We start from the raw sequence: 25,822 nt of genomic DNA on the forward strand, positions 1-25,822 counted from the left end.
AATGAAAGTTGTGATGGTGTTCGCCTTTGCCTGGGGCTGGCCAGAGCATCGGATCAGGTGTTACAGCGTCCGTTCGGTGGCACTCTGGCAGATGTCCTGGGTCAGGATCACGGCGTCATCGCATTCGTCCTCTTCCCGGCGCACCAGTTCGACCAGATCTTCGTGGCTCAGTTTTTGCGGGGAGTAAGCGAAGATGGCGATCTGGTCGCCCGGTTGCAGGTAGGTTTGCTCGCCCTGTGGGGTGTAACGGGTCGCGCCCAGTGAGACGATGATCTGTTGTGGGCAGCCCTGAGCTTGCAGCAGGCCTGGCAGTTTTTCCAGTGGCCCTTGTTCGGGCTGGGTATTGAACTGATGCACCAGCCAGTCACACACTTTCTGATAAAAATACTGGTAGCTGTTGACCGGGCAGTCGACGCCATAGGGCACAATCTCATCGCCGCGTTTGAGAAAAGACGCCAGATGGTAATGGTCGAGCACGCCCTGGGCGGCGAAGGCATCAATCGGTTGCCATTGGCGGGCGATGCCGGTGCTGGCATGGCCCCAGTTTTTCTTGGCGCTGAGTTTCTGTGCCGGATGGCAGCGCTGGGTGCAGTCGTTGAACACGCTGAACGCGGTGGGGGTACAGTCCCGGACCAGTCCTTGGGCATCGTAACTCAGATCGCAGAGCACGCAGATTTCCGCTTCCAGTTGCAGGCCGCAATCGTCCCCGTCAAAATCGGCTTCGATCACGTCGTGCGACAAGGGATAAACCCCCAGATACGAATCGTCGCCCGGCAGATAGATCGGAAACACGCCTTTGGGCGCTTTGGGATCGGCGGTCACGATCTGGTCGAAACCGCTTTCCTTGGCTTGAGACAAGTGGTCGGCGAAATTTCCGGCAATGCCGAAAACGGGCAGCTCGAACAATTGGGTATGGCTCAAGGTGTTGCGCTGTTGCGTCGCGTTGTGTTCGGTCATGCGGGGTCCTTTTTTGCGGAGGCCTCTTGTGCAGTGGTATCCAGAAGCCGTTGCAGTTGATACAGGGTGTCCAGTGCCTGTTTTGGGGTCAGATTGTCGGGGTCGCAGGTTGTGACGGCGTCGGCCAGTTCGGTCAGTTCCGCCGGAATCGGCTGGGTCGCAAACAGATCATACTGGCCTACCGGTTCGGCGGTTTTCGTCGGTTCTGAGGTCGGCATCGAGGCCGCCGTGGGAAGCAAATTCTGGTCGTCCACTGCGTTCTGTTCCAGCCGCCGCAGGTGGGTTTTGGCCGAATCAATGATGGATTTGGGAATGCCCGCCAGTGCCGCCACCTGTAAACCGTAACTTTGTGACGCCGGGCCGTCTTCGACCTGGTGCATGAACACGATTCTGTCCTGATGCTCGATTGCGCTCAGATGCACATTGACGGTGTTGGCAAACTGTTCGGCCAGCGTGGTCAGCTCGAAATAATGGGTGGCAAACAGGCAGAACCCGCGCACGTTCTGCGCCAGATGTTCGGCAATGGCCCAGGCCAGCGCCAGCCCGTCAAAGGTGGAGGTGCCGCGCCCGATTTCGTCCACCAGTATCAAGGACTGATCGGTGGCGTGATGCAGTATGTGCGCGGTTTCGGTCATTTCCACCATAAAGGTCGAGCGGCCCGAGGTCAGATCGTCCGATGCGCCGATGCGGGTGAAAATCCGGTCAATCGGACCGAGCTTTGCCGACACCGCTGGCACATAACTGCCCATATACGCCATGATCGCAATCAACGCCGTCTGGCGCATGTAGGTCGATTTACCGCCCATATTGGGGCCGGTGATCATGTGCAGGCGGCGCTCGTCGTTGAACACGGCGTCATTGGGGATGAAAGGGCTGTCCGACAACGCTTCCACGGTCAGATGGCGGCCCTGCTCAATCACCAGGCCTGGTGAATCTGTCAGTTGCGGGCGGCTCAGATTGAGCGATTCGGCCAGCAAGGCCAGATTGACCAGCACGTCGGTCTGCGCCAGTGCGGCGGCGGTGGCCTGAAGCTGCGGCAGTTGTTGGTTGAGGGTTTCCAGCAGCTGCTGGTACAGGTGTTTTTCCCGCGCCAGCGCCTTTTCATTGGCGCTGAGCACCTTGTCTTCAAAGGTTTTCAATTCGGGGGTGATGTAGCGTTCCTGCGCTTTCAGGGTCTGGCGACGCACATAGTCCACCGGCACCTTGTCGCTCTGGGCCTTGCTCACCTCAATGTAATAGCCGTGAACGCGGTTGTAGCCGACTTTGAGCGTGCTGATTCCAGTTTTGTCGCGCTCGCGCGCTTCCAGATCCAGCAGAAAACCGCCCGCCTCGTTCTGCAGATTGCGCAGTTCGTCCAGCTCGGAATCATAGCCTTCGGCAAACACGCCGCCATCGCGCGCCAGCATCGGCGGGTTTTCAACCAGCGCCGCATCCAGTTTGGTTGCCAGTTCCGGCCAGGGTTGCAGGGCCGGTTTCAGTGCGGCCCATTTTTCGCCTTCCAGTGACTGAATCCGTTCGCTGATCGCTTCCAGTTGCATCAGGCTGCGACCCAGTTGCAGCAGATCGCGCGGCCGCGCCGAATACAGCGACACCCGGCTGAGAATCCGTTCCAGATCGCCGATGGGCTTCAGCAACGCCTTCAGCGGTTCGGCCGCGTTTTGGGTCAGCAGCCATTCAATCGCATCCAGCCGCGCATTGACGGGCCCGTGTTCGCGCAACGGCTGGTTGAGCCAGCGCCGCAACAGACGCGAGCCCATGGCGGTGGCGGTGTGATCCATGATCGAAAGCAAGGTGTGTTCACGCCCGCCCTGCAAATTGGTGTCCAGCTCCAGATTGCGGCGGCTGACCGCGTCCAGCACCAGTGTCTGGTCAATCCGGTAACTCTGCAGACTCAAAACGTGTGAGAGCGAGGTCTGGAGCATGCTTTGCGCGTAATGCAAAATCGCGCCACAGGCACCGACGGCTAAGGGCTGATCATCGCAACCGAAGGCTTTGAGGTCCTGGGTTTTGAACAACTGCAACAGCCGATCACGGCCACTGTCGGCATCAAAATGCCAGGGATCGATTTTTACCAGGCCTGGTAAGTTTTGGATCGGCTCGGGCAGGCGTTCAAAGTCGGATTTGGCCACCAGCAATTCCGCTGGCTGCAAACGTTCAATTTCGCTCAACAGCGCCGCCGGGCCAGTCAGTTGTGTGGTTTCAAAGCGGCCGCTGGCCACGTCCAGAAACGCCAGCCCGGTTTTCTGGCTGGCCTCCGACCCCAGCGAGATCGCCGCCAGCAAATTGTCGCGGCGCTCTTCCAGCAAAGCGTCTTCCACCAGCGTGCCGGGCGTGATTACCCGCACCACCTTGCGTTCCACCGGGCCTTTGGACGTGGCCGGGTCGCCGGTCTGCTCACAGATCGCCACCGACTCGCCCAGCTTGACCAGACGTGCCAGATAGCCTTCGGAAGAATGATGCGGAATGCCCGCCATCGGAATCGGCTCGCCCGCCGACTTGCCGCGCGCGGTCAGGGTAATGTCGAGCAGCTCCGCAGCGCGTTTGGCGTCGTCATAAAACAACTCGTAAAAGTCGCCCATACGATAAAACAGCAACTGGTCCGGGTAATCAGCCTTGACCTTCAGGTACTGCGTCATCATCGGCGTGTGGGCGTTTGGGGAAGCGGTTTTGGCCATAGCAGAAAATCGAATGCTCAATAGGAATAAGCGGGCATTCTAACAAATTAGCCCCCGTTCGATGAGGCGTTCCGATGGTTGATGAGTCTGTTTGAATCCAGTCTGTAAAAAACATACGGCATCACCGCAATCCAGATCAGAAACAGCAACCAGATTCGTCCGTCCAGTAACTGATAGTCTGCCAGCAATTTGCCCCAGGTGTGCCCAGCGATATAATGGCCAAATCCGAATTCGAAGGCGATGGTGGCCAGTAGCCAGATAAGGCCTATTCTCCAGGCCTGTTTGCTCGATTCGATCGGCCAGCGCTGGTTGAGTTTCCACACAAGAAGTCCGGTAAACAGTATGCCGGTTCCGGTGGAGATTTGGTGAGCGGCCAGTTCGGACAGGTGGTGGCCGTAGATGGTTTCTCGGAGGACACCGTTCAGGGTGGCGACAATGGCCAAAAGAAACCAGAAAAGCATGTATCGTATGAGCATAAAATTCGCCGCCTGCGCTTGTCTGATATTGAGCGTCATGCCATGATGGTGGTTTTTACGAATGCTACTTCAAACATATCTGTTTTGCCAGTTCTGTTTTGTCAGCTTTGGGTTCACGGTTGGTTCTCATACGATTGAGCACGCTTGAACCCGAAAATGTTGCTTTGGCTGTCGGTTCCCTCCTGCGCGTGGGTGTCATCTGGCGCTGTCAAAATGGGCAAAAAAACGTTATCCTTTGATCAGATAGAAGTTGATAGCAACATAAAAATGTTTGCGGGCGTGGTGGGTTTTGGCGTCTGCATCGCAATGGAAGGAGTGGGCATGCGCAGTCGATCTGAATTGGACGCCCTGGTGGCAAAAGTCGGTGCGGCTCTGGTGGCTGATGACAAAATGATTGTGACCGCCGAGTCTTGTACGGGCGGGCTGATTGCCGAGTGCCTGACGCGTGTTTCAGGCAGTCGTTCCTGGTTTGATCGGGCTTATATTACTTACAGTTATGAGTCCAAACGGGAAATGCTGGGGGTCAGAGAGACCACCATCCAGAAAAAAGGCGCGGTCTCCCGGGAGTGCGTTGAGGAAATGGTGGTTGGTGCTTTGCAACAGTCGCACGCCAAAGTGAGCGTGGCCTGCAGCGGCATTGCCGGTCCCACAGGCGGCACGCCGGACAAGCCGGTGGGCACGGTTTGGATTGCCTGGGCGAAACAGGGGCATGACAAGGTGGAAACCCGACTGTATCACTTTGATGGCGACCGCGATCAGGTGCGCCAGGCCTGTGTGGAAGCCTCGCTGGAAGGGGTGCTGGCGCTGCTGGATTGCGACTGACCGCCCTCCCGGAAAAAGACTTTTAAATCGGCGCAATTATGGGATAATTGCGCCCCGAAATTATCAGTCCTGTCGTTATGCGTGTGAGCGGTCTTGTCTGAGACCGGGCACGAGGCTGGCAGGCGGAAACGGAATCAATGGTGGAAAAACATGGATGAAAACAAACGCAAAGCTCTGGACGCAGCCCTGGGTCAGATTGAAAAGCAGTTTGGCAAAGGCTCGATCATGCGTATGGGCGATGCCGGCGTGGTGCGTGACATTGCTTCGGTGTCAACCGGTTCGATAGGTCTGGACATTGCACTGGGCATTGGCGGGCTGCCACGAGGGCGCGTGGTGGAAATCTATGGCCCGGAGTCGTCCGGGAAAACCACTCTGACGTTGCATGCCATTGCCGAGATGCAGAAGCTGGGCGGCACGGCGGCGTTTGTGGACGCCGAACACGCCTTGGATCCGCAATATGCCCAAAAGCTGGGTGTGGACGTGGACAATCTGTTGGTGTCGCAGCCGGACACGGGCGAGCAGGCGCTGGAAATCACCGATTCACTGGTGCGTTCCGGGGCCGTGGACATTGTGGTCGTGGATTCGGTGGCGGCGCTGACGCCCAAAGCCGAAATCGAAGGCGATATGGGCGACTCGCACATGGGGCTACAGGCCCGTCTGATGTCTCAGGCTCTGCGCAAACTGACCGCCAACATCAAGCGCACCAACACGCTGGTGATTTTCATCAACCAGATTCGAATGAAAATCGGGGTGATGTTCGGCAACCCGGAAACCACCACCGGTGGCAATGCGCTGAAGTTTTACGCCTCGGTGCGCCTGGACATCCGCCGTATCGGCGCGATCAAGAAAGGCGAAGAAATTCTGGGCAACGAAACCCGGGTGAAAGTGGTCAAAAACAAGGTTTCACCGCCATTCAAACAGGTCGAGTTCGATATTCTGTACGGACAGGGCATTTCGCGTGAAGGCGAAGTGATCGATCTGGGCGTCAAGGAAAAACTGATCGACAAGGCCGGTGCCTGGTATTCCTACAATGGCGAAAAAATCGGCCAGGGCAAGGACAATGTGCGCCAGTTTCTGAAAGACAACCCGGAAACCTACGAAACCCTGCAGACGCAACTGATGGAAAAGCTGTTGCCCAAGCCGAAAAAAGACAAGGACGAGGCGTCTTCGGAGGCGTAATTGCTGGATTCTGATGACCAGGCAGACACCCCGGAGCTGCGCACCCAGACTCAGGAAAAGGCGGTGCAGCTGCTGGCCCGGCGTGAGCACGGGCGGCGTGAACTGAGTCGTAAGCTGATGCAGAAACTGCCGGCCCTGCAAAACTTACCAGGCCTGGTAGAAAGTGTGCTGGACCATTGCCAGCAACAGGGTTGGCAGAGCGACGAGCGTTTTGTCGAAGCGGCAGTGCGTGAGCAGATGCAACGGCATCAGGGGCCGTTCAAGATCCGTCACTGGTTGCGCCAGCGTTGCGACCGGGACGACCTGATCGATGCGTATCTGACTTACGACAACGAGGTCTGGGTGGCGATCGCACAGGAAGCGCTGGCGAAAAAGTTCGGCGAGGATTTTGCCGACTTGACCGGGGATCGCAAGCAACAGCAGCGGGCCCAGCGGTTTTTGCATTCGCGCGGCTTTGAGGGCGACCAGATTCGCCGCGCAATGAACACGGATTTTTAAAATTTAAAACTTAGAGACGGACGTTAGATCATGACCAGCGCAGAACTGAGAAAGGCGTTTTTGGACTTTTTTGCCGAGCGTGGCCACGAAGTGGTGCATTCGAGCCCGGTGGTCCCGGCCAATGACCCGACATTGCTTTTTACCAACGCCGGAATGGTGCCGTTCAAGGAAACCTTTCTGGGGCAGGAAAAACGTCCGTATCAGCGGGCGACCAGTGTGCAGCGCTGCATTCGTGCCGGTGGCAAGCACAACGATCTGGAAAACGTCGGTTACACCGCACGCCACCATACCTTCTTTGAAATGCTGGGCAATTTCAGCTTTGGCGATTACTTCAAGCGCGAAGCCATCCAATACGGCTGGGAATTTCTGACCAAAACGCTGGGTCTGCCCGAAGACAAGCTTTGGGTGACGGTGTTTGAGGAAGACGCCGATGCGGAAAAAATCTGGCTGGAAGAAATGGGCGTCAGCCCGGAGCGCTTTTCTCGCTGTGGTGCCAAGGACAATTTCTGGTCCATGGGCGAAACCGGTCCCTGCGGTCCCTGTTCCGAGATTTTTTACGATCACGGCCCGGATGTGGCCGGTGGCCCCCCAGGTACGCCCGATGAAGACGGCGATCGTTACATTGAGATCTGGAATCTGGTGTTCATGCAGTTTGATCGCGCCAGCGACGGCACTCTGACGCCATTGCCGAAACCGTCTGTGGACACCGGCATGGGGCTGGAGCGCCTGGCGGCGGTGATGCAGCACCAGCACAACAATTACGATATCGATCTGTTCAAAGCCATTGTCGCCAAAGCGGGCGAACTGACGGGCGAAAAAGACCTGTCGCATGCCTCGCTGCGCGTGATTGCCGACCACATCCGTTCCTGCGCCTTTATGATTGTGGACGGCGTCTTGCCGTCCAACGAAGGCCGTGGCTATGTGCTGCGCCGGATCATTCGCCGTGCGATTCGTCACGGCTACAAGCTGGGGCAGGAGTCACCATTTTTTCACAAGCTGGTGCCGGTGCTGGTCGAACAGATGGGCGAAGCCTATCCCGAATTGACCGAGGCCGCGGACAAGGCGACCAAGGCATTGGCGCAGGAAGAAAACCGGTTTGCGGAAACGCTGGATCACGGCATGAAAATTCTGGAAGCCGACATTGCCGAATTGTCCGGCAAGACGATTTCCGGGCAAACCGCTTTCAAGCTTTACGACACCTACGGGTTTCCGCTGGATTTGACCGCCGATGTGGCGCGTGAACGCGGTTTGAGCGTGGATGAGGCCGGGTTCGAAGCGGCCATGGCCGAACAGCGTGCCCGGGCGCGCGAAGCCAGTCAGTTTTCCGCTCAGGGCAGTGTGTCGGTGGATTTTGATGAACCGACGGCGTTTGTGGGTTACCACGCCGATCAGGCCGATGCCGAAATCCGCGCCTTGTTTGTGGACGGTCAGCCAGTGGATGCGTTGGAGGAAGGGCAGGAAGGCATTGTGGTGCTGGACCGCACACCCTTCTACGCCGAGTCCGGCGGCCAGGTCGGCGATTGCGGCAGCCTGACCGAAGGCATGCACAGTTTTCATGTGAATCAGTGTTACAAACAGGGGCAGACTTGGCTGCACATTGGCCAGGCCACAGCCGGTCAGTTGCGCGTGGGTCAGCCCGTGCAGGCACGCATCGACGTGGAGGCGCGGCGCGCCAGCGAGCGCAATCACTCGGCCACGCATCTGTTGCACGCCTCTCTCAGAAGCATTCTGGGCACGCACGTGGCGCAGAAAGGTTCGCTGGTCGCGCCGGACCGCCTGCGTTTTGACTTTTCGCACCCGGAGCCGATTGCGCCCCAGCAGTTGCTGGAAATTGAAAAACGGGTCAACGATCACATCATGCACAACCGTCAGGTTGAAACCGAAGAAATGGACATCGAAGCCGCCAAAGCCAAAGGCGCGATGGCGCTGTTCGGCGAAAAGTACGGCGATGTGGTGCGTGTGGTCGACATGGGCGAGTTTTCGATTGAGCTTTGTGGCGGCACCCATGTGTGTGCCACCGGGGAAATCGGGCCTTTCCGCATTGTCGGCGAAACGGGCATCGCCTCGGGTGTGCGTCGGATTGAGGCGGTCACCGGTCAGGCGGCCTGGGACGCCATTTATCGGGCCGACGAGACTCTGCTGGCCACCGCACAGCGGTTGAAAACCGACCCGGATCAGCTGGTGGCCAAGGCCGATCAGTTGGTGGCGGAGCAGAAAGAACTGGAAAAACAGCTCAAGCAGCTTCAAGGCAAGCTGGCGTCCAGTCAGGGGGACGACCTGGCCAGCCAGGCGGTCGAGCTGGATGGGATCAAGGTGCTGGCGGCGCAGCTGGAAGGCGCGGGCACCAATACCTTGCGTGAGACACTGGACAAGCTCAAGGATAAACTGGCTCCGGCGGCGGTGGTTCTGGCAGCGGTCAAGGGCGAAAAAGTCACGCTGGTGGCCGGGGTCAGCAAGGAAGCGACCGACCGGGTTCAGGCCGGGCCTCTGGTCAATCATGTGGCGCAGCAGGTGGGCGGCAAAGGCGGCGGTCGTCCGGACATGGCTCAGGCGGGTGGCAAGGATCCTTCGGGGTTGCCTCAAGCACTGGCGTCCGTGGCCGACTGGGTGAAAACACAGTTGTAATGAAACCACTCCGGCCCCGGCACTTGGAGCGGGTGCCGGGGTTTTTTGTGTCTGAAAGGAAGAAACACAGATGGCGCTGATTGTTCAAAAATATGGCGGCACCTCGGTTGGCAGCATCGAGCGCATTCAGAAGGTGGCGGAAAAAGTCCGCCGTGCGGTGTCCAGCGGAGATCAGGTGGTGGTGACGGTTTCGGCTATGAGCGGGGAGACCAATCGTCTGACCGCCATGGCGCAGGAAATCCAGTCCAGTCCCAACCGTCGGGAAATGGACGTGTTGCTGACCACCGGCGAACAGGTCACCATTGCTCTGTTGGCCATGGCTCTGGAGTCGCAGGGTCAGCCAGCGGTGTCGTATACGGGCTGGCAGGTGCCGATTCACACTAATGATGTGCATGCCAAGGCCCGGATTGAATCGATTGAAGCCGACAAGATTCACTGGCAGTTGGGACAGGGCAAAGTGGTGGTCATCGCCGGGTTTCAGGGGGTCACCGATCAGGGCGACATTTCCACTCTGGGCCGCGGCGGTTCAGACACCACGGCGGTGGCGCTGGCGGCGGCATTGAATGCTGATGAATGTCAGATTTACACCGATGTGGACGGCGTGTACACCACCGATCCACGCGTGGTGCCCGAAGCCAGACGCCTGGAAACGATCACTTACGACGAAATGCTGGAGCTGGCGAGTCTGGGAGCCAAGGTGCTCCAGATCCGTTCGGTGGAGTTTGCCAGTAAGTACCATGTCCCTTTGCGTGTTTTGTCTTCGATGCAGGAAGGCGGTGGGACTTTGTTAATCAGCGAAGAAGAATTTGAGGAACGGGCCATGGAAAAACCCTTGATATCGGGCATTGCGTTCAGTCGGGACGAGGCCAAACTGATGGTGCTGGGTGTGCCGGACGAACCGGGCATCGCGTACCAGTTGCTGGGGCCTGTGTCGGACGCCAACATTGAAATCGACATGATCATCCAGAACCAGAGTGTGGACGGCACCACGGATTTTACCTTTACCGTGACCCGAAACGATCTGGCTCAGGCCAAGGCGCTGATGGAAGCGACGGCCAAGCGATTGAATGCACGGCAGGTGCTCAGTGATGACAGCATTGCCAAACTGTCCATGGTCGGGATCGGGATGAAATCCCATTCCGGCATTGCCAGTACCATGTTCAAAACACTGGCCGATCATGAGATCAATATTCAAATGATCGGCACCACCGAAATCAAAATTTCGGTGGTGATAGACGAGGGCCGGCTGGACGAAGCCGTTCGGGCGTTGCACAGTGCGTTTGAACTTGATCAGTAGAGGCTCCGTTGTCCGAATTTTTGTCAAAGACCCTGTTGCAGGGTATACTATCGCGTCTTTTCAGACCCCAAACATTAAATGAGTTGTGCTATGCCTAACATCACCTTACCGGATGCGTCCGTCAAATCCTATTCCGAGCCAGTGACCGTCGAGCAGGTTGCCCAGGACATTGGGGCAGGCCTGGCAAAAGCGACGTTGGCCGGTCGCGTCAATGGGCAACTGGTCGATGCCTGTGACCGGATTGAGCAGGATGCGTCGGTGGAAATGGTGACGCTCAAGGACGAGGATGGCTTGCACATCATGCGCCATTCCTGTGCGCACTTGTTGGGCCATGCGCTCAAGCAGCTGTATCCGCAGGCACAGATGGCCATCGGCCCGGTGATTGACAATGGCTTTTATTACGACATCGATCTGGACGAGAAGATCACCCCGGAAGACTTGGGTGTCATCCAGAAGCGCATGAAAGAACTGGCCAAAACCAAGTACCCGGTCATCAAAAAAATGACCCCGCGTGCCGAAGCACTGGCGATTTTTCGCGAGCGCGGCGAAGACTACAAAATCGAATTGATCGAAGACCTGCCGGATGAAACCGAGTTTGGCCTGTATCATCACGAAGAGTATATTGATATGTGTCGTGGGCCGCATGTGCCGAACATGGGCTTTATCAAGGCCTTCGCCCTGACCCATGTGGCCGGGGCCTATTGGCGCGGTGACTCGGACAACAAAATGCTGCAGCGCATTTACGGGGTAGCCTTTGCCGACAAGCAGGCGCTGAAAGAGTATCAGCGGATGATGGAAGAGGCGGAAAAGCGCGATCATCGCAAGCTGGGCAAGCAACTGGATTTGTTTCATGTCGACGAACTGGCACCGGGCATGGCCTTCTGGCATCCCAAAGGCAGCACTCTGTACCGCGTGGTGGAAGATTACATGCGTCAGCAGTTGCGCCTGAACGGGTATGAAGAAATTCGTACACCGCTGATCATGGACCGTTCGCTCTGGGAAAAATCCGGGCATTGGGACAAATTTCAGGACAATATGTTCACCACTGAGACCGAAAACCGCGATTACGCGGTCAAGCCGATGAACTGTCCCGGCCACATTCAGGTCTATAACCGTCATCTGAGCAGTTATCGGGACTTGCCGATCCGTCTGGCCGAGTTCGGTCTGGTGCACCGCAACGAACCTTCCGGGACACTGCACGGTCTGATGCGGGTGCGCTCCTTTACTCAGGATGACGCCCATATTTTCTGTACCCCGGAGCAGATCGAACAGGAAGTTCAGGACTGCATCAACCTGGTGTTTGAAACCTATCAGGATTTCGGCTTTGACAAGATCGAAGTCAAATTCTCCACCCGCCCGGAAAAACGGGTGGGAGACGACGCGGTCTGGGATCAGTCCGAGGCCGCGCTGGAAGCGACATTGAAAAATGCCGGGCTGGATTACACGCTTCAGTCGGGGGAAGGCGCGTTTTATGGCCCCAAAATCGAATTTCAGCTGAAAGACTGCATCGGTCGTGTCTGGCAGTGCGGCACCATTCAGCTGGACTTTTCCATGACTCAGGCCGAGCGTCTGAATGCGGTCTATGTGGGCGCAGACAACGAAAAGCATCATCCGGTGATGATTCACCGCGCGATCCTGGGCTCACTGGAGCGGTTCGTCGGCATTTTGATCGAACACTATGAAGGCAAGTTCCCGACCTGGCTGGCACCGGTGCAACTGGTGCTGGCCTCCATTTCCGATGTGCACAACGAATATGTCACCCGGTTTGCCAAAAAATTGCAAAAACATGGATTTAGAGTGGAAACGGACTTGAGAAATGAGAAGGTTGGGTTTAAAATCCGCGAACACACTTTGAATCGCGTGCCCTATATTCTGGTCGTGGGTGACAAAGAGATGGAAAATGACACCATCAATGTCCGCGCCAGAGGCGGGGAAAACCTGGGCAGTATGGCGTTTGACGAGCTGCTGGACATGCTCGACAACGACATTGCCCGACTGGGACGCGCCAGTGAATGATTTGTAAACAGGAGGAGAGACGCTATCGCAGTTAGAAGAGGTCGTGGCCGACCACAAAAACCAGAAGCCCCGAAAGACAATGTCAACGATCGTATTCGAGCCAAAGAAGTTCGGCTGATTGCGGCGGATGGCGAGCAGGTCGGTGTGGTACCGATCGAAGAAGCCTTGGAAGCCGCACGCGATGCGGAACTGGACCTGGTTGAGATTTCTGCAAAAACCAATCCACCTGTTTGCCGTATCATGGATTATGGTAAGCACCTGTACCAGCAGCAGAAGAAAAAGCACGAAGCCAAGAAAAAACAAAAGCAAGTACAGGTTAAGGAAGTCAAATTTCGCCCTGGAACCGAAGAAGGGGACTATCAGGTCAAGTTGAAAAAACTGATCAAGTTTCTGGAAAACGGGGACCGTACCAAGGTCACCATCTGGTTCCGAGGCCGTGAAATTACCCATAAAGAATTGGGTATGAAGGTACTGGAACGCGTGCGCGAAGATCTAGCGGATCTGGCGGTCGTGGAACAGATGCCGAAAATGGAAGGTCGTGCCATGCAAATGATGATGGCACCGATCAAGCGCTGATGGGCGCTGATTGCCTTTCTTGAACGATGACAATAACTGGGGGTTCGGCTTGGCCGTCCTACCGGTGCAGCTCTTCAGTGCTGTGGATTGTCGAGTGCAGGCCTTGTCTGCACCTTTTTAAACTGATGGCCTGTCTGGTCTGAAGCGGACGGGTCCTAGATGGAGTTTTAGCCATGCCTAAAATGAAAACCAATAAAAGCGCGCAGAAGCGTTTTAAAAAGACCGGTTCCGGTCGCTACAAGTGCAAGAATGCTAACTTGCGCCACATCCTCACCAAGAAGTCGACCAAGCGTAAGCGTCAGCTACGTGCGCCCAGCATGATCCATGATCGTGATGTGGCAATGGTTCGTCGCATGCTGCCCTACGCATAAGGAGAAGGATAATGGCAAGAGTAAAACGAGGCGTGGTTGCACGCAAACGACACAACAAAGTTCTTAAACAGGCCAAAGGCTATTACGGCGCACGTCGCAAAGTCTTTCGTGTTGCCAAGCAGGCGGTGATCAAAGCGGGTCAGTACGCATACCGTGACCGTCGCCAGAAAAAACGTCAATTCCGTCGGTTGTGGATTGCGCGGATCAATGCCGCGTCACGCGCCAATGGCATGACGTACAGCCGCTTTATTTCCGGCCTGAACAAAGCCGGTATTGAAGTGGATCGCAAGGTTCTGTCAGACATCGCCATTCACGATGCTCCGGCATTTTCAGCCATTGTGGAAAAAGCCAAAGCGGCTTTGGCCTGATTGCTGAACTCTGACGCACGATTGTGCTCAGTGTAAGCTTTGTTAGAAAAACCGCCTTAGTGCGGTTTTTCTGATTTAGAGTCAATGAAATTTTCAACAAAAGACGCAGTCTTTTAAAAAGTCCGATTAGATCACAGGCCTTTTCAAGGCCGGTGATTTAACCGGATTTGTATTTCCCGTGGAAAGCGGGAAGACACACAAAAGGAAACACGCATGCAGGATTCCCTGAATCAGTTGGTAGAGGAAGCAAAGGGCGCGATCGAAGCGGTAGAGGATCTGGCCGAACTGGATCAGATCCGGGTGCGCTTTCTGGGCAAAAAGGGCGCTTTGACCGCGATGATGAAAACCCTGGGGCAGTTGCCTCCGGAAGAAAAGCCCAAAGCGGGACAGAAAATCAACGAAGCCAAACAACAGGTTCAGGCCTTGTTGGGCGAGCGCAAGCAGCGGATGCAGGATCAGAAGCTGGCCCGTCAGCTGGCGTCGGAATCGCTGGATGTGACCCTGCCGGGGCGCGACTGCGACCTGGGGCATGTGCACCCGGTGACTCAGACCCTGCAACGGATTGAGGCGATTTTTGCCAAAGCCGGGTTTGATATTGAGACCGGTCCCGAAGTCGAAGACGACTGGCATAACTTCGAGGCACTGAACATACCGGAAACGCATCCGGCACGCGCGATGCACGACACCTTCTATTTTGATGCGCAGACCCTTTTGCGCACCCACACCTCCGGCGTTCAGATTCGGACCATGGAAAACCGCAAACCACCGATGCGTGTGATTGCGCCGGGCCGGGTGTATCGCTGTGACTCCGATCAGACCCACACACCGATGTTTCACCAGGTGGAAGGGTTGATCATTGAATCGGACGCGACCTTTGCCCAGCTGCGGACCCTGATCATCGAGTTTCTGCGTCAGTTTTTCGAGGATGAATCCCTCAAAGTCCGGTTTCGTCCCTCGTATTTTCCGTTTACCGAACCTTCGGCCGAAGTGGACATTTCCACCCAGCTGTTCGGGGACGGTCGTTGGATCGAGGTACTTGGCTGTGGCATGGTGCATCCCAATGTGCTCAAAAACGTCGAGATCGATGCCCAGGATTACACCGGTCTGGCGTTCGGTCTGGGGGTTGAGCGCCTGGCGATGCTGCGATACGGCGTGCGGGATCTTCGTCAATTCTTTGAAAACGACTTACGTTTTTTGAAACAGTTTTAAGCAGATGAGTGGTAACCAATGAAAGTAAGTGAACGCTGGTTGAGAGAGTGGACGAATCCCGATCTGGACACACAAGCACTGGCCGAATTATTGAGTCTGACCGGGTTGGAAGTGGACGGGGTGGAACCGGTTGCCCCGGCTTTTGATCAGGTGGTTGTCGGTGTGGTGACATCGGTCGACAAACACCCGGACGCCGACAAATTGAATGTGACCCAGGTGGATGTGGGCGAAGACGCACCGCTGCAGATTGTGTGCGGTGCCCCCAATGTGGTGGCCGGTATGAAAGCCTGTTGCGCCAAGGTCGGTGCCACCTTGCCCGGAGACTTTAAAATCAAAAAAGCCAAGCTGCGTGGTGTGCCTTCGCACGGCATGCTGTGCGGTGCCACCGAGCTGGGGCTGCCCGACGATGGCAGTGGCGGTCTGATGGTCTTGCCTGAGGACGCACCGGTCGGGGAAGATGTCCGTCGCTATCTGGCGCTGGACGATCAAGTGATCGACATCGACCTGACCCCCAACCGTGCCGACTGTTTGAGTGTGGCCGGTCTTTCGCGTGATCTGGCGGCCATGGCCAACACGGCCTGGAAACAGCCGTTTGAGATGGTTCAGCTAGAAGGACAGGGCGCGTGTCCGCAGGCGGTGACCGTGTCCGAACCCAGTGCCTGTCCCAAGTATCTGGGCTGTCTGTATCAGGATTTTGATGCAGAGGCACAGACGCCTTTGTGGATGAAGCAGCGTCTGGAGCGTGGCGGCGTGAGCCCCAAAGCTCTGATCGTCGATGTGACCAATTATGTGATGCTGGAATTGGGGCAGCCATTGCATGCCTTTGATGCCGATCGTTTGCAGGGCACGGTGGATGTGCGTCTGGCCGTGGCTGACGAGACGCTGGTCACGCTGGAAGACAAAGACATTACCCTGTCGCCGAACACCCTGGTGATTGCCGACGATCAGGGGCCACTGGCATTGGCCGGTATCATGGGCGGGCGCGATTCGGCCGTTCATGATGGCACACAACGGGTGTTTTTCGAATCGGCGCATTTCACGCCGCAGGCCATCATCGGTCAGGCCCGTCGCTACGGTTTGCACACCGATGCCTCGCACCGGTTTGAGCGGGGCGTGGACCCGGCTCTGCCCGAGGTCGCACTGAATCGGGTCAAACAGTTGCTGCAGTCCATTGCCGGTGGCCGTTTTTCCGAGCAGGTCGCCTGCGTCGATTCAGCGCAACTGTCGGCACCCGTGACCATTGCCATGCGTCCGGCGCTGATCAATCAACGTCTGGGCACGCAGATTTCGCCCATGACCATGCACGCGATTCTGGAACGATTGCAGTTTGCTGTCTCAGGCGGAGAAGCGGACGATGTCTGGCAGGTCACCAGCCCCAGCTGGCGTTTTGACATGCAGATTGAAGCCGATTTGATGGAAGAAATCGGGCGCATTCATGGCTACAACCAACTGCCGGAAACCCCGGTGACGGCCCCGATGCGATTGCCGCATGTGCCCGAAACCGAACAGGAAATGAGCCTGTTGCGACGCGCATTGGTGCAGCGTGGTTATTACGAAGTGATTACCTACTCCTTCATTTCCGAGGAACAGCACCGACAGATCACGCCCGATGTGACGCCGCTGATGCTGCAGAATCCGATCTCGGACGACATGAAAGCCATGCGGGCTTCGCTTTTGCCAGGCCTGCTGTCCACGCTTGGCTACAATCAGGCGCGTCAGCAGTCGCGCATTCGTCTGTTTGAATCCGGCCGGGTGTTTATCCCGCATGGCGATCAGTTGCAGCAGATCGATCGTCTGGGCGGTGCCTTGACCGGTCTTGCTCAGCCGCGAGGCTGGGAAGGGCAGGATCGGCCATTGGATTTTTATGATCTGAAAGGCGATGTGGAAACCTTGCTGAGCATGAATGGTATGCTGGATCAGGTCCGATTTGTGGCGACGGACACCGAAACGCTGCATCCGGGTCAGTCGGCGGAGATTTACCGAGGCGACCAGTGCATCGGTTATTTGGGGCAATTGCACCCCAAACTGACCAATGAGCTGGACTTGAATGGCCGCATTTTTGTGTTCGAACTGGAGCTGGATGCATTGCGTGAAAAACCGCTGCCCCAAGCCGAGACCATTTCACGTTACCCGGCGGTTCAGCGGGATCTGGCGTTTGTGATGCCGGTACAGCAGCCGGTGCAGTCGATCAAAGAAGCGATTGCGCTGGTGCCGACCGATTGGTTGCGCCAGGTTGAGGTGTTTGACGTCTATCAGGGCGAAGGCCTGGCCGCAGACGAAAAAAGTGTGGCGCTGTCATTGCATATGCAGCGTGTGGACCGGACACTGGAAGATGCCGAGGTGGAAACGCTGGTGCAGTCGGTGATTCAAAAGGTCGCTGAAACGGCTGGCGCACGTCTTCGTGATGATGCCCATTGATTTTGTGAAGAAAAGGGAACTAAAATGGCTCTGACCAAAGCGGAAATTTCTCAAACGCTGAGTGACACTTTCGGTTTTAATAAACGTGAATCGAAAGAGTTGGTGGAAGAGTTTTATCTGGAAATGTCGGACGTGTTGGCCCGTGGAGAGCAGGTCAAATTGTCCGGTTTCGGAAACTTTGAACTCAAGGACAAAAACGCCCGTCCCGGACGTAACCCCCGCACCGGTGAAGATGTGCCCATTTCCGCCAGACGGGTCGTCACTTTCAAACCCGGTCAGAAGTTGCGGGCGCAAGTGGATAATTATGCCGAAAATTAAGGCCTATCACAGCTTTGAACAGCTGGAAACCGATCTGCCGGAGAAGAAGTATTTTACCATCGGAGAGGTCAGTGAGTTTTGTCAGCTGAAATCGCATGTGCTGCGTTATTGGGAACAGGTGTTTCCGCAACTGGAACCCAACAAGCGTCGTGGTCGGCGTTATTACCAGCGTGGCGATGTGGCGCTGGTGTTTGAGATCAAAAACCTGTTGCATCAGGAAGGCTTTACCATACCCGGTGCCAAGGCCAAACTCGAAGAGGCCAGAAAACAGCCCCGTCAATCCACTTCAACCCCCGCTCTGAAAACCCTCTATCAAATCAAAGAAGAACTGCAGATTTTTCGAACCTATCTGAATCAGCGTTATTGATTCCCAGCTTTTTGCCCTCCCTGTCAGTGTCTGGTCTGGTCGAGCAACAGATTGCGAATCATTTCGTCCAATGCGTGGTCAAAAGGCTGGTCTCGATTGGTCTGGGTAAACACATTGTGCGAGGAAACCACCTTGTAGGTGCGATACTGGGAATGCGGATCGCTGACCAGATATTTGCCCAGTCCTTCCAGATAGTGTTCACTCAAATGAATGGTTTTGAAGGTGGGGTGACCATGCTGGCCCAGAACGATCAAAACGTGATCATTCAAATTATGGGGGCGTGTTTTCAGGTGCATGCAAATCCTTTTTATTTACCAGGCCTGGTTAAAAATGGCTTTTCCAGAAACATTTTTTGTTTTATTCCGTTCTGTCATTGATCTCGTTGTACTCGCCGTATTCGTCGTACTCATAATCGGGCGCGGTTTCAGGGTATTTCAGTCGCCACACGCGAATGAATTTATCAGGATCAAGCCGTTGTTGCAATAAACGTATTGCGGCGATGTATTGATCAATATAGGCGTAATTATAGCGCCTCAGGCTCTGCCATAAATGACGATATTTTTTCGGCAGGAAATCACGAAAATGCGGCAGCAGGCCAAATTCTCCCTCCGCCTTGCGAATGCGATCCATGACCTCCAGCCGGGCCTGATAGCGAAATTTCTGTTCGTACTGGTCAATGACCTTGCCGATGCCGTAAACCAGAAGCGCCGTGAACAGAAAACTCAGCACAAAATGGTCGGTCAGAAAGGTGCCCAGCAATGTCAGCACCACCAGCAAAAACGCGCTCATCGGCAATGTCAGCACAAACAACCAGGCCTGGTTGCCCTTGACTTCGTCGGTCACGGTTTTCAGATCGAAATCGTCCACATTGACACTCTGCAGACGTTCCAGCATGGTCTCGGCCGTGGGAATATCATAATGGTCTTCAGAGGTGGCTTCCGAAGATTCTGGGCTGGGTTGTTGCCGTTGGGTTGCTTCCGCCATGATTTGCGCTCAGTTTAAGGGGTTTTTTTGGGTTTTGCGGTTTGCGGGCAGTCGACTTCATGGCGCCGGTCGCTCTCAATGCAGTATGCGCTCAGTTGACCGCCCCACAGACAGCCGGTGTCGGTGGCATGCACATTGAAAGCGTCCATCGCGCCCAGCGTGGACCAGTGGCCGAAAAAAATCGGTATGTCACGGGTTTGGCGTTGGGCAAACGCGAACCAGGGCGCACTGCCCGAGCCTTTTGCCGGAGGCACCGGGTGCGATGGCGCGGACTTTTTGGCAAAATCCAGTGTGCCCGCCGCATCGCAATAGCGCATGCGCACGAACGCATTGACAATGTAGCGCTGGCGTTCGATCCCTTGCAGGGACGGCGACCAGTATTGGCCCTTTTTGCTGAACAGCTCGACAATGAAATCCTGCCAGTCCGGTTGCTGCAACGCGGTTTCGATTTCCTGCGCGTAGGCCTTGGCCTGAGCCAGAGACCACTGGGGCGGAATGCCTGCATGCACCATGACCTGATCAAGAACGTGGTCGTGGATCAGAAGTGGCTGTTGACGCAACCAGTTCACATGGTCTTGCACGTGATCCGAGGTCAGGATGTCACTGAGGGTATCGGACTTGGAACGGTAGCGGGTCAGGCCGGCGTAGGCTGCCAGCAGGTGAAAGTCATGGTTGCCCAGCACCATGCGTGCATGACCGGCCTGGCAGGCCTGTTTGACGTATTCCAGACAGGCCAGGGACTCGGGACCGCGATTGACAATGTCGCCGGCAAACCACAGACGATCCTGACCGGGGTCAAACTCAATCCGGTCCAGCAGGGTTCCCAGGGGACGGAAACAGCCTTGCAGGTCGCCAATCACATAGGTCGCCATGCGCTCTCCCTATTGGTTTTCATTCGTCTGGTTCGCATTCTGTGTGTTCGGTTGCTTTGCGCCATCTTGCCCCGAGACGGCCAACCGGTTGCTGATGCGCACAAACGCTTCCACGTCCAGTTGTTCCGCTCTCATGGATGGATCGATCCCCAACTCCGACAAGGCGGCCGCGTTGATAAGCGGTTTCAGGTTGTTGCGCAGCGTTTTGCGTTTCTGGGCAAAGGCCTGTTTCACCACTTTCGACAGCAGCGCCGGGTCCTCGGCGTTCAGGGTACGGGTCCGTCTGGGTTTGAGCCGGACAATCGCCGAATTCACTTTGGGCGGCGGGGTAAAGTTGTCCGGGCCCACATCAAACAGGTGTTCGGTCTCACAGGCGTACTGCATCATCACGCTCAGCCGTCCGAAGGTTTTGCTGCCGGGACACGCACAGATGCGTTCGACCACCTCTTTCTGCAACATGAAATGCATGTCGATGATGGCGGATTCAAACGTCATCAGGTGAAACAGCAATGGACTGGAAATATTGTAAGGCAGATTGCCCACCACGCGCAAAGAAGGGGATGGCGCATCGTTTTTGACCAGGCCTGCGTAATCAAAGCGCAAGGCGTCCGCGGAATGGAGATGAAAGGCCGGATGCTGGCCAAAAGCCTGCGTCAGCCTGGGGATCAGGTCCCGGTCAATCTCAATGATGTCGAGGCGCTCGACCCGGTCCAGCAACGGACCGGTCAGCGCGGCTTCCCCCGGCCCGATTTCCACCAGGTGGTCATCCGCTCTGGGAGCAATGGCCTTGACAATGCGGTCAACCACGGCCTGATTGTTGAGAAAGTTCTGTCCGAACTGTTTTTTGTGTTGATGGCTCATGAAACGGATGCCCGATGGTGGCTCATCTGCCCGGCCACCTGCAACGCGTATTCAAAACTGTTGATGTCGGCCTGGCCTTTCCCGGCCAGATCCAGCGCGGTACCGTGATCGACCGAGGTGCGGACAAAAGGCAGTCCCAGGGTGACGTTGACCGCATTGCCAAATCCGACGTATTTCAGCACCGGCAATCCCTGGTCGTGGTACATGGCCAGAAACGCATCGGCGTCCTTGAGGTTGTCCGGATGAAAAATGGTGTCGGCCGGCAAGGGGCCGATCAGTTGCATGCCTTCATTCTGGCGCAGTTGCTGCAGAACCGGTTCAATCACATCGATTTCCTCTCGCCCCATGTGCCCGTTTTCACCGGCATGCGGGTTCAGCCCCATGACATAAATTCTGGGCGATTTCAGTCCGAAATCGGTGGTCAGGCTTCGGTGCAGAATCGATGTCACCGTGTGCAGGCGTTGGGGGGTAATGGCATCCGCCACGTCTCTGAGAGGCAGATGGGTGGTGACCAGCGGCACCCGCAGACCCGGTGTGGCCAGCATCATCACCACCTGATCCACCCCGGCACGTTCGGCCAGAAACTCGGTGTGGCCGGTAAACGGCTGTCCGGCATCGTTGATGACCCCTTTGTGAATCGGGCCGGTGACCATGGCATCAAACTCGCCGCTGAGGCAGCCATCGGTGGCGCGACCCAGCAGATTCAGCACGTAATCCGCATTGGCCGGATCCAGTTGCCCTGGGGTAATCCGAGCCTGAGCGGGGGTGTGGAGAACCGTCAGTGTGCCCGCGCGATGCGGCCTTGCCGGACGGGAAGGGTCGTATTCCTGCAACGCAACCGGCAACTTCAGCCAGGCCGCAGTCTGTTCGAATAATTGACGATCGCCCACCGCCACCCATTCGTAGTCACGGGGTTTCTGCGCCAGTTTGATCACCTGTTCCGGCCCGATTCCGGCCGGTTCGCCGGAGGTGACGACCAGTCGGCGGCATTCAGCTGTCACTCGCGTCCTCCGAAGTGCGCAGCTTGTCCAGACGGATGTCGATAATGGCCTGGTCTTTCATGCGGCGCAGCCAGACATCAAAGCTTTCATTGGCTTTTTGTCGGCGCAGCGTTTCCGTGGCCTGTTTGCGTTTGTCCTGTTCCGCCGGATCCCTCTGGCGCTGCTGGTCCAGATAGAGAATCACCCAGCCTTCATCGGTGGCATAAGGACGCGCCGCTTCGCCGGGGGAGAGTTGTTCGATCAGGCGGGCGTGGGTGACCGACATGTCGTCCAGTGTCTGCCACCCCAGATCGGAACGGGCATTGGTGCTCTCCGGCATGTCCGAATATTCGGTTTTCAGGGCCTCGAAGGCATGGATGGAATCGATGCTTTCGCTCAAATCAACCAGTGACTGCGGCGGTTCCGAAGCCTTTTCGGCGTCTTGTGACAGCAACAGGAAGCGGTGCAGGCGGTATTCGTCCACCAGCGCTTTTTCATCGGTGCGGCGCTTGTCTTCGAGTTTGATCAGGTGATAGCCGACCGGGCTGCGAATGACGTCGGAGACTTCGCCCGGTTGCAGTTGTGTGGCCACCGCACTGAAAAAGGTTGGAATCTGGTCCTGGGTCAGCCAGCCCAGATCGCCGCCCTGCAATGCTTTTTGCCCATCGGACGCCTTGGCGGCCACAGATTGAAAACTTTGGCCGTCCGTGACCTGTTGACGCAGACGCTCGATTTTCTGCCGAGCTTCGTCACGCTGTTCCGCGGTCGGCCCTTCAGACAGACTGACCAGCAGGTGACGCAGACGATATTCGTAGGCGGTGTCGGTCAGGGCCTGGCGCTGTAGGTAACGGTCGACTTCGCTTTCGGTCACCTGGGTTCTGGCCAGAACCTCGGTTTCCTGCAGCTTTTGAAACAGCAGTTGTTCGCGGATTTGTTCGCGGAACTGGGTAAAACCGTCGCTCTGTTGACGGTTGAGGTTGTCACGCAACTGGTCCAGGGTCAGATTGTTGCGGCTGGCAATCTGTTGCATCCGTTCAAACACTTCCTGGTCACTGGCGCGCAGACCGAGCTGTTTTACCCGTTGCATCTGCAGGCGCTGCATCACCATCTGGTCCAGAACCTTTTCCACCAGTTCGTCCTGATCGGGAATGCGGATGTTCTGGCCGCGCAACTCCTGCTCTGCCTGACGCACCCGCTGAGCCAACTCACTCTGCAGAATGATGTCGTCGTTGACCACCGCAATGATCTGGTCCAGAAGCTGGGCATTCGGGGTTTGCGCCGCCACGGGTCCCGGCATCATCCAGGCCAGAGACAGGCTCGTCAGAACGGCCGACAGCCAGCGTCGTGAGGTGGGTCGCGTCGTTGAAAAAGCGTTGCGTGGTTGAAGTTCGGAGGCGGTTGATTGTGTCATGCGGATTCTCTTATGTTGGTGCCATCAATAAAGGGCCCGGTGATCAGAAGTTCAGTTCGTCTTCCAGAAACTGGTTGAAAGGCGTGCCCATGCCGCTTAGGCCTTTGAGTTCAATCAGATACATTATGCTGTAATTATACAAGCCGTTGTCAAGTTCTGTCTGCTTGATCGACAGTTCCGACGCCCAGCAGCAATCGTCGTAGCGCAGGGCATAACGGGATTCGGTATTGCGGTCGGCGGCAAAGTCGTAATTCAGGTAACCGCCGGCCGACCAGGTGTCGGTCACTTGCCAGAAAGCCCCGGCGACCAGGTCCTGACGCTCGTTTGCCCGACCCTGATTGGTGAGATTGTGTGCCATCAAAAATTCAAACCGGTCATGGTAATGGTATTTGAAGCGGTTGCTGGCACTGACCAGCCCCATGTTCGTCCGGTCGTACTGGCTGGTGGACGCCAGGCTGAGCGGTCCGGCCTGCAGTCCCAGCTTGATGAAATAGTCGGACGAGGTGACCGTGTTGGCTTCTTCTTCGGCGGTCGAATCGTTCAGAGTGACTTTGCGGTCCTGCAGATAATAAATCTGACCGATGGCGGCTTCGGCCAACGGCCGTCCGTCACGGGTCAAAAAACGGGTGGTCAAGGCCGCGGTCACCTGCTGGGTGTCGCCGATGCGGTCCGAGCCGGTAAAGCGGTTGGCGCTGAACAGATTGCTGAAGTGCAAGGCGCGGCGCCCGGTGTCAAACAAAGGTTGCTGGCTCTGATTGACGTAGGGCACGTACAGATATTGCAGTTCCGGCTCCAGTGTCTGCACCAGCGGCGTATCGCCCAGACTCAGTGGCCGTTCGAAAATCAGATTGCCGCGCAAGGCGTATTGCCCTGCCTGGGTCTGGTGGGTTTGGGTGCGGGAAACCCCCGGTTCGGTAACATGGTAGCTGACCTGATGCCAGCGCGCTTCGGCTTTTAACCGGCCGTAGGGTCGGAACACTTCGTAACGCAGGCCGGGAGAAAGGTGGTCCCGACGACCTTCCGGGCGGTTATGGCCGCTCTGGCTGATCGCAAATTCGGTGGTGTTGGCGCTCAGGTCAAAACTCAGGCCGGGCAGGGCGTCGCTGAGCGAGGAAGGGCGGTAATTCACGGTGATCTGTGGGCGTTTTTCGTAATTGTAGACGTTGCTGTCGCGCAGGCTCAGGTAATCCTGCAGGCGTATGCCTGCGCTGAGATCGCCCCGGCTGGCACTGAGCTGAAGGTGACGCGGGGCATAGGTGGCGGTGTCCAGCCCTGTGTCCAGAGGAATGTCGTTGTAAAAATAGTCGTCTGAGACTTCCTGCCAATCAATGTGACTGCGGACGCCTTTGGTCCATTGCTGGCCACCGACGAATTTGGCGCGCCAGCGGGTGTCGATTTTGTCGCCATAGACCACGTCGCCCTGATCGTTGAGTTTGGCCAGCCCCTCGCTGGCAGTCAATTGATCGTTGAGCGCACTGACGGACAATATCCCCTGATGACCGGGCTGGCGGTAACGGAATTCGTTGTCCAGCACCAGGCCGCGTTCTTCCATCGCGATGACGGTCAGGGTGTCATCATAATGAGGGGCCAGATTGAAATAATAGGGCACGGCCAGATACGAGTGACTGTCGTTCTGGGTCAGGGATTGGTGGCCGCCGAAGCGTGGGAATAGAAACCCGCTGGCGCGTTCATCCATTGGAAAATTGATGTAAGGCGTGTAAAACACCGGCACTTCCTGAAAATGCAACCAGGTGTTCCAGCCATAAATCCGGCGCTCGGCGTTGTTGACTTCCAGCTCGCCAAAGGTCATTTCCCAGTCGTATTTGCCGTTGTCAGCGCTCAGGGGAGTGGACTGAAACAGGCGCTTTTCCAATTTGCAGGTGGTGAAGCTGGCCTGGTTCAGGGTGGCAACGTCTGCTTTCTGGTCAAACTGGGCCTGATCGGCTGCGCCATGTGCACGGGACGATTTGAATTGAAAACGCACATCGGTCAGTTGCGCCGTTTCCGCCTGTTGGTCCAGATCCACCCGGGTGCCAGTGGCCAACAGGTCTGGACGTTGTAACACCACCTGACCGAACAGTTGGGCGGTTTGGGTGTCACGTTGAATGCGGGCCCGGTCGGCCAGAATGACCAGGCCTGGTTGGGACAGTCTGACTTGACCGGAAAGGTCGTATTCCAGCGGCCGAGGCTGCGACAACACATCGGCTTCCACCTGGTTGGGCGCGGGTTGTTCGCTCACTTCCATCGGCGGGGCGATCCAATCCGGCGCACAGATGGATGCGGTTTGCGCTAAAATAGCCGGACTGAACAGGCCGCTGCCACTGAGGACAAAGGCAAGTATCCGCCCCTGTAATCGCTTGCGCGGAAAAGGTGGCAGACCAACGGTAAACGGTTTTGCGTGACAGGACTGAGCCATGGCCTCGGCAACGGAATTCAACTGAAAAAACGCTATTCTATCAGCAGAGCCTTTGCATGAGGTCAAAAACGGCGATCATTTTGCCGATTTCTGTTCAAAATGTCGCTTCCATGTGGCATAAATGCG

The 25,822-nt window shown here is 56.5% G+C and carries 23 protein-coding genes; 13 read left to right on the top strand and 10 right to left on the bottom strand.

What is annotated here, in order from left to right; all coding sequences use genetic code 11:
* Positions 1–60: 60 nt before the first annotated feature.
* Genes A377_RS0108795 through A377_RS12320 form a run of 3 tightly spaced genes read right to left on the bottom strand, consistent with a single transcriptional unit; the run spans position 61 to position 4,147 of the window.
* Positions 61–957, bottom strand: coding sequence for a DUF5718 family protein (locus tag A377_RS0108795; protein ID WP_019895947.1), 897 nt, complete (start codon positions 955–957; stop codon positions 61–63).
* Entirely contained in the window at positions 954–3,632 is a 2,679-nt protein-coding gene (mutS, locus tag A377_RS0108800) for a DNA mismatch repair protein MutS (RefSeq protein WP_019895948.1), read from the bottom strand. The genes A377_RS0108795 and mutS overlap by 4 nt, the downstream gene beginning before the upstream one ends.
* Positions 3,633–3,679: 47 nt before the next feature.
* Entirely contained in the window at positions 3,680–4,147 is a 468-nt protein-coding gene (locus tag A377_RS12320; protein WP_019895949.1) for a hypothetical protein, read from the bottom strand.
* A 282-nt stretch (positions 4,148–4,429) separates the two neighbouring features.
* On the opposite strand from A377_RS12320, the gene A377_RS0108810 reads away from it, so the two are divergent.
* The 13 genes from A377_RS0108810 to A377_RS0108870 all read left to right on the top strand — a co-directional run bounded on the left by A377_RS0108810 (position 4,430) and on the right by A377_RS0108870 (position 18,172).
* Complete coding sequence (locus A377_RS0108810; RefSeq protein ID WP_028485413.1) at positions 4,430–4,930, top strand: CinA family protein; 501 nt, start codon at positions 4,430–4,432, stop codon at positions 4,928–4,930.
* 150 nt (positions 4,931–5,080) lie between these two features.
* Entirely contained in the window at positions 5,081–6,109 is a 1,029-nt protein-coding gene (gene recA, locus A377_RS0108815) for a recombinase RecA (protein WP_019895951.1), read from the top strand.
* Complete coding sequence (locus tag A377_RS0108820; protein WP_019895952.1) at positions 6,110–6,607, top strand: regulatory protein RecX; 498 nt, start codon at positions 6,110–6,112, stop codon at positions 6,605–6,607.
* Between the two features lie 30 nt (positions 6,608–6,637).
* Positions 6,638–9,232 (top strand): alanine--tRNA ligase, encoded by a 2,595-nt coding sequence (alaS, locus tag A377_RS0108825; protein ID WP_019895953.1) that lies wholly within the window; start codon positions 6,638–6,640, stop codon positions 9,230–9,232.
* Between the two features lie 70 nt (positions 9,233–9,302).
* Complete coding sequence (locus tag A377_RS0108830; RefSeq protein ID WP_019895954.1) at positions 9,303–10,529, top strand: aspartate kinase; 1,227 nt, start codon at positions 9,303–9,305, stop codon at positions 10,527–10,529.
* Positions 10,530–10,619: 90 nt separating this feature from the next.
* Positions 10,620–12,545: a threonine--tRNA ligase gene (gene thrS, locus A377_RS0108835; RefSeq protein WP_019895956.1), complete on the top strand. Its 1,926-nt coding sequence runs from the start codon at positions 10,620–10,622 to the stop codon at positions 12,543–12,545.
* Between the two features lie 24 nt (positions 12,546–12,569).
* A complete protein-coding gene (infC, locus tag A377_RS0108840) occupies positions 12,570–13,121 on the top strand; it encodes a translation initiation factor IF-3 (RefSeq protein WP_083919142.1) in 552 nt (183 codons plus the stop codon).
* 173 nt (positions 13,122–13,294) lie between these two features.
* The gene (gene rpmI / locus A377_RS0108845; RefSeq protein ID WP_019895959.1) at positions 13,295–13,492 is read left to right on the top strand and encodes a 50S ribosomal protein L35; all 198 of its coding nucleotides are present in this window, start codon (positions 13,295–13,297) and stop codon (positions 13,490–13,492) included.
* 11 nt (positions 13,493–13,503) lie between these two features.
* Complete coding sequence (gene rplT / locus A377_RS0108850) at positions 13,504–13,860, top strand: 50S ribosomal protein L20 (RefSeq protein ID WP_028485416.1); 357 nt, start codon at positions 13,504–13,506, stop codon at positions 13,858–13,860.
* Positions 13,861–14,073: 213 nt separating this feature from the next.
* The gene (pheS, locus tag A377_RS0108855) at positions 14,074–15,069 is read left to right on the top strand and encodes a phenylalanine--tRNA ligase subunit alpha (RefSeq protein ID WP_019895961.1); all 996 of its coding nucleotides are present in this window, start codon (positions 14,074–14,076) and stop codon (positions 15,067–15,069) included.
* An 18-nt stretch (positions 15,070–15,087) separates the two neighbouring features.
* Positions 15,088–17,487, top strand: a complete 2,400-nt coding sequence (pheT, locus tag A377_RS0108860; RefSeq protein ID WP_019895963.1) for a phenylalanine--tRNA ligase subunit beta — start codon at positions 15,088–15,090, stop codon at positions 17,485–17,487.
* Between the two features lie 24 nt (positions 17,488–17,511).
* Positions 17,512–17,805 (top strand): integration host factor subunit alpha, encoded by a 294-nt coding sequence (locus A377_RS0108865; RefSeq protein WP_019895964.1) that lies wholly within the window; start codon positions 17,512–17,514, stop codon positions 17,803–17,805.
* Complete coding sequence (locus A377_RS0108870) at positions 17,792–18,172, top strand: MerR family transcriptional regulator (protein WP_019895965.1); 381 nt, start codon at positions 17,792–17,794, stop codon at positions 18,170–18,172. The genes A377_RS0108865 and A377_RS0108870 overlap by 14 nt, the downstream gene beginning before the upstream one ends.
* 23 nt (positions 18,173–18,195) lie before the next feature.
* Here the strand turns inward: A377_RS0108870 and A377_RS0108875 are convergent, their stop codons facing one another.
* The 7 genes from A377_RS0108875 to A377_RS0108905 all read right to left on the bottom strand — a co-directional run bounded on the left by A377_RS0108875 (position 18,196) and on the right by A377_RS0108905 (position 25,696).
* Complete coding sequence (locus tag A377_RS0108875) at positions 18,196–18,468, bottom strand: hypothetical protein (protein ID WP_019895968.1); 273 nt, start codon at positions 18,466–18,468, stop codon at positions 18,196–18,198.
* A 61-nt stretch (positions 18,469–18,529) separates the two neighbouring features.
* Positions 18,530–19,156, bottom strand: a complete 627-nt coding sequence (locus tag A377_RS0108880; RefSeq protein ID WP_019895969.1) for a hypothetical protein — start codon at positions 19,154–19,156, stop codon at positions 18,530–18,532.
* Positions 19,157–19,170: 14 nt separating this feature from the next.
* Positions 19,171–20,028, bottom strand: coding sequence for a symmetrical bis(5'-nucleosyl)-tetraphosphatase (locus A377_RS0108885; protein WP_019895970.1), 858 nt, complete (start codon positions 20,026–20,028; stop codon positions 19,171–19,173).
* A 9-nt stretch (positions 20,029–20,037) separates the two neighbouring features.
* Positions 20,038–20,889, bottom strand: coding sequence for a 16S rRNA (adenine(1518)-N(6)/adenine(1519)-N(6))-dimethyltransferase RsmA (gene rsmA, locus A377_RS0108890; protein ID WP_019895972.1), 852 nt, complete (start codon positions 20,887–20,889; stop codon positions 20,038–20,040).
* The gene (gene pdxA, locus A377_RS0108895) at positions 20,886–21,890 is read right to left on the bottom strand and encodes a 4-hydroxythreonine-4-phosphate dehydrogenase PdxA (protein WP_019895973.1); all 1,005 of its coding nucleotides are present in this window, start codon (positions 21,888–21,890) and stop codon (positions 20,886–20,888) included. The genes rsmA and pdxA overlap by 4 nt, the downstream gene beginning before the upstream one ends.
* Positions 21,880–23,280 (bottom strand): peptidylprolyl isomerase, encoded by a 1,401-nt coding sequence (locus tag A377_RS0108900; RefSeq protein ID WP_019895974.1) that lies wholly within the window; start codon positions 23,278–23,280, stop codon positions 21,880–21,882. The genes pdxA and A377_RS0108900 overlap by 11 nt, the downstream gene beginning before the upstream one ends.
* Positions 23,281–23,323: 43 nt before the next feature.
* Complete coding sequence (locus A377_RS0108905; protein ID WP_157760810.1) at positions 23,324–25,696, bottom strand: LPS-assembly protein LptD; 2,373 nt, start codon at positions 25,694–25,696, stop codon at positions 23,324–23,326.
* Positions 25,697–25,822: the final 126 nt, after the last annotated feature.

The organism is Hydrogenovibrio halophilus DSM 15072 (assembly GCF_000384235.1).
GTDB classification, from domain to species: domain Bacteria; phylum Pseudomonadota; class Gammaproteobacteria; order Thiomicrospirales; family Thiomicrospiraceae; genus Hydrogenovibrio; species Hydrogenovibrio halophilus.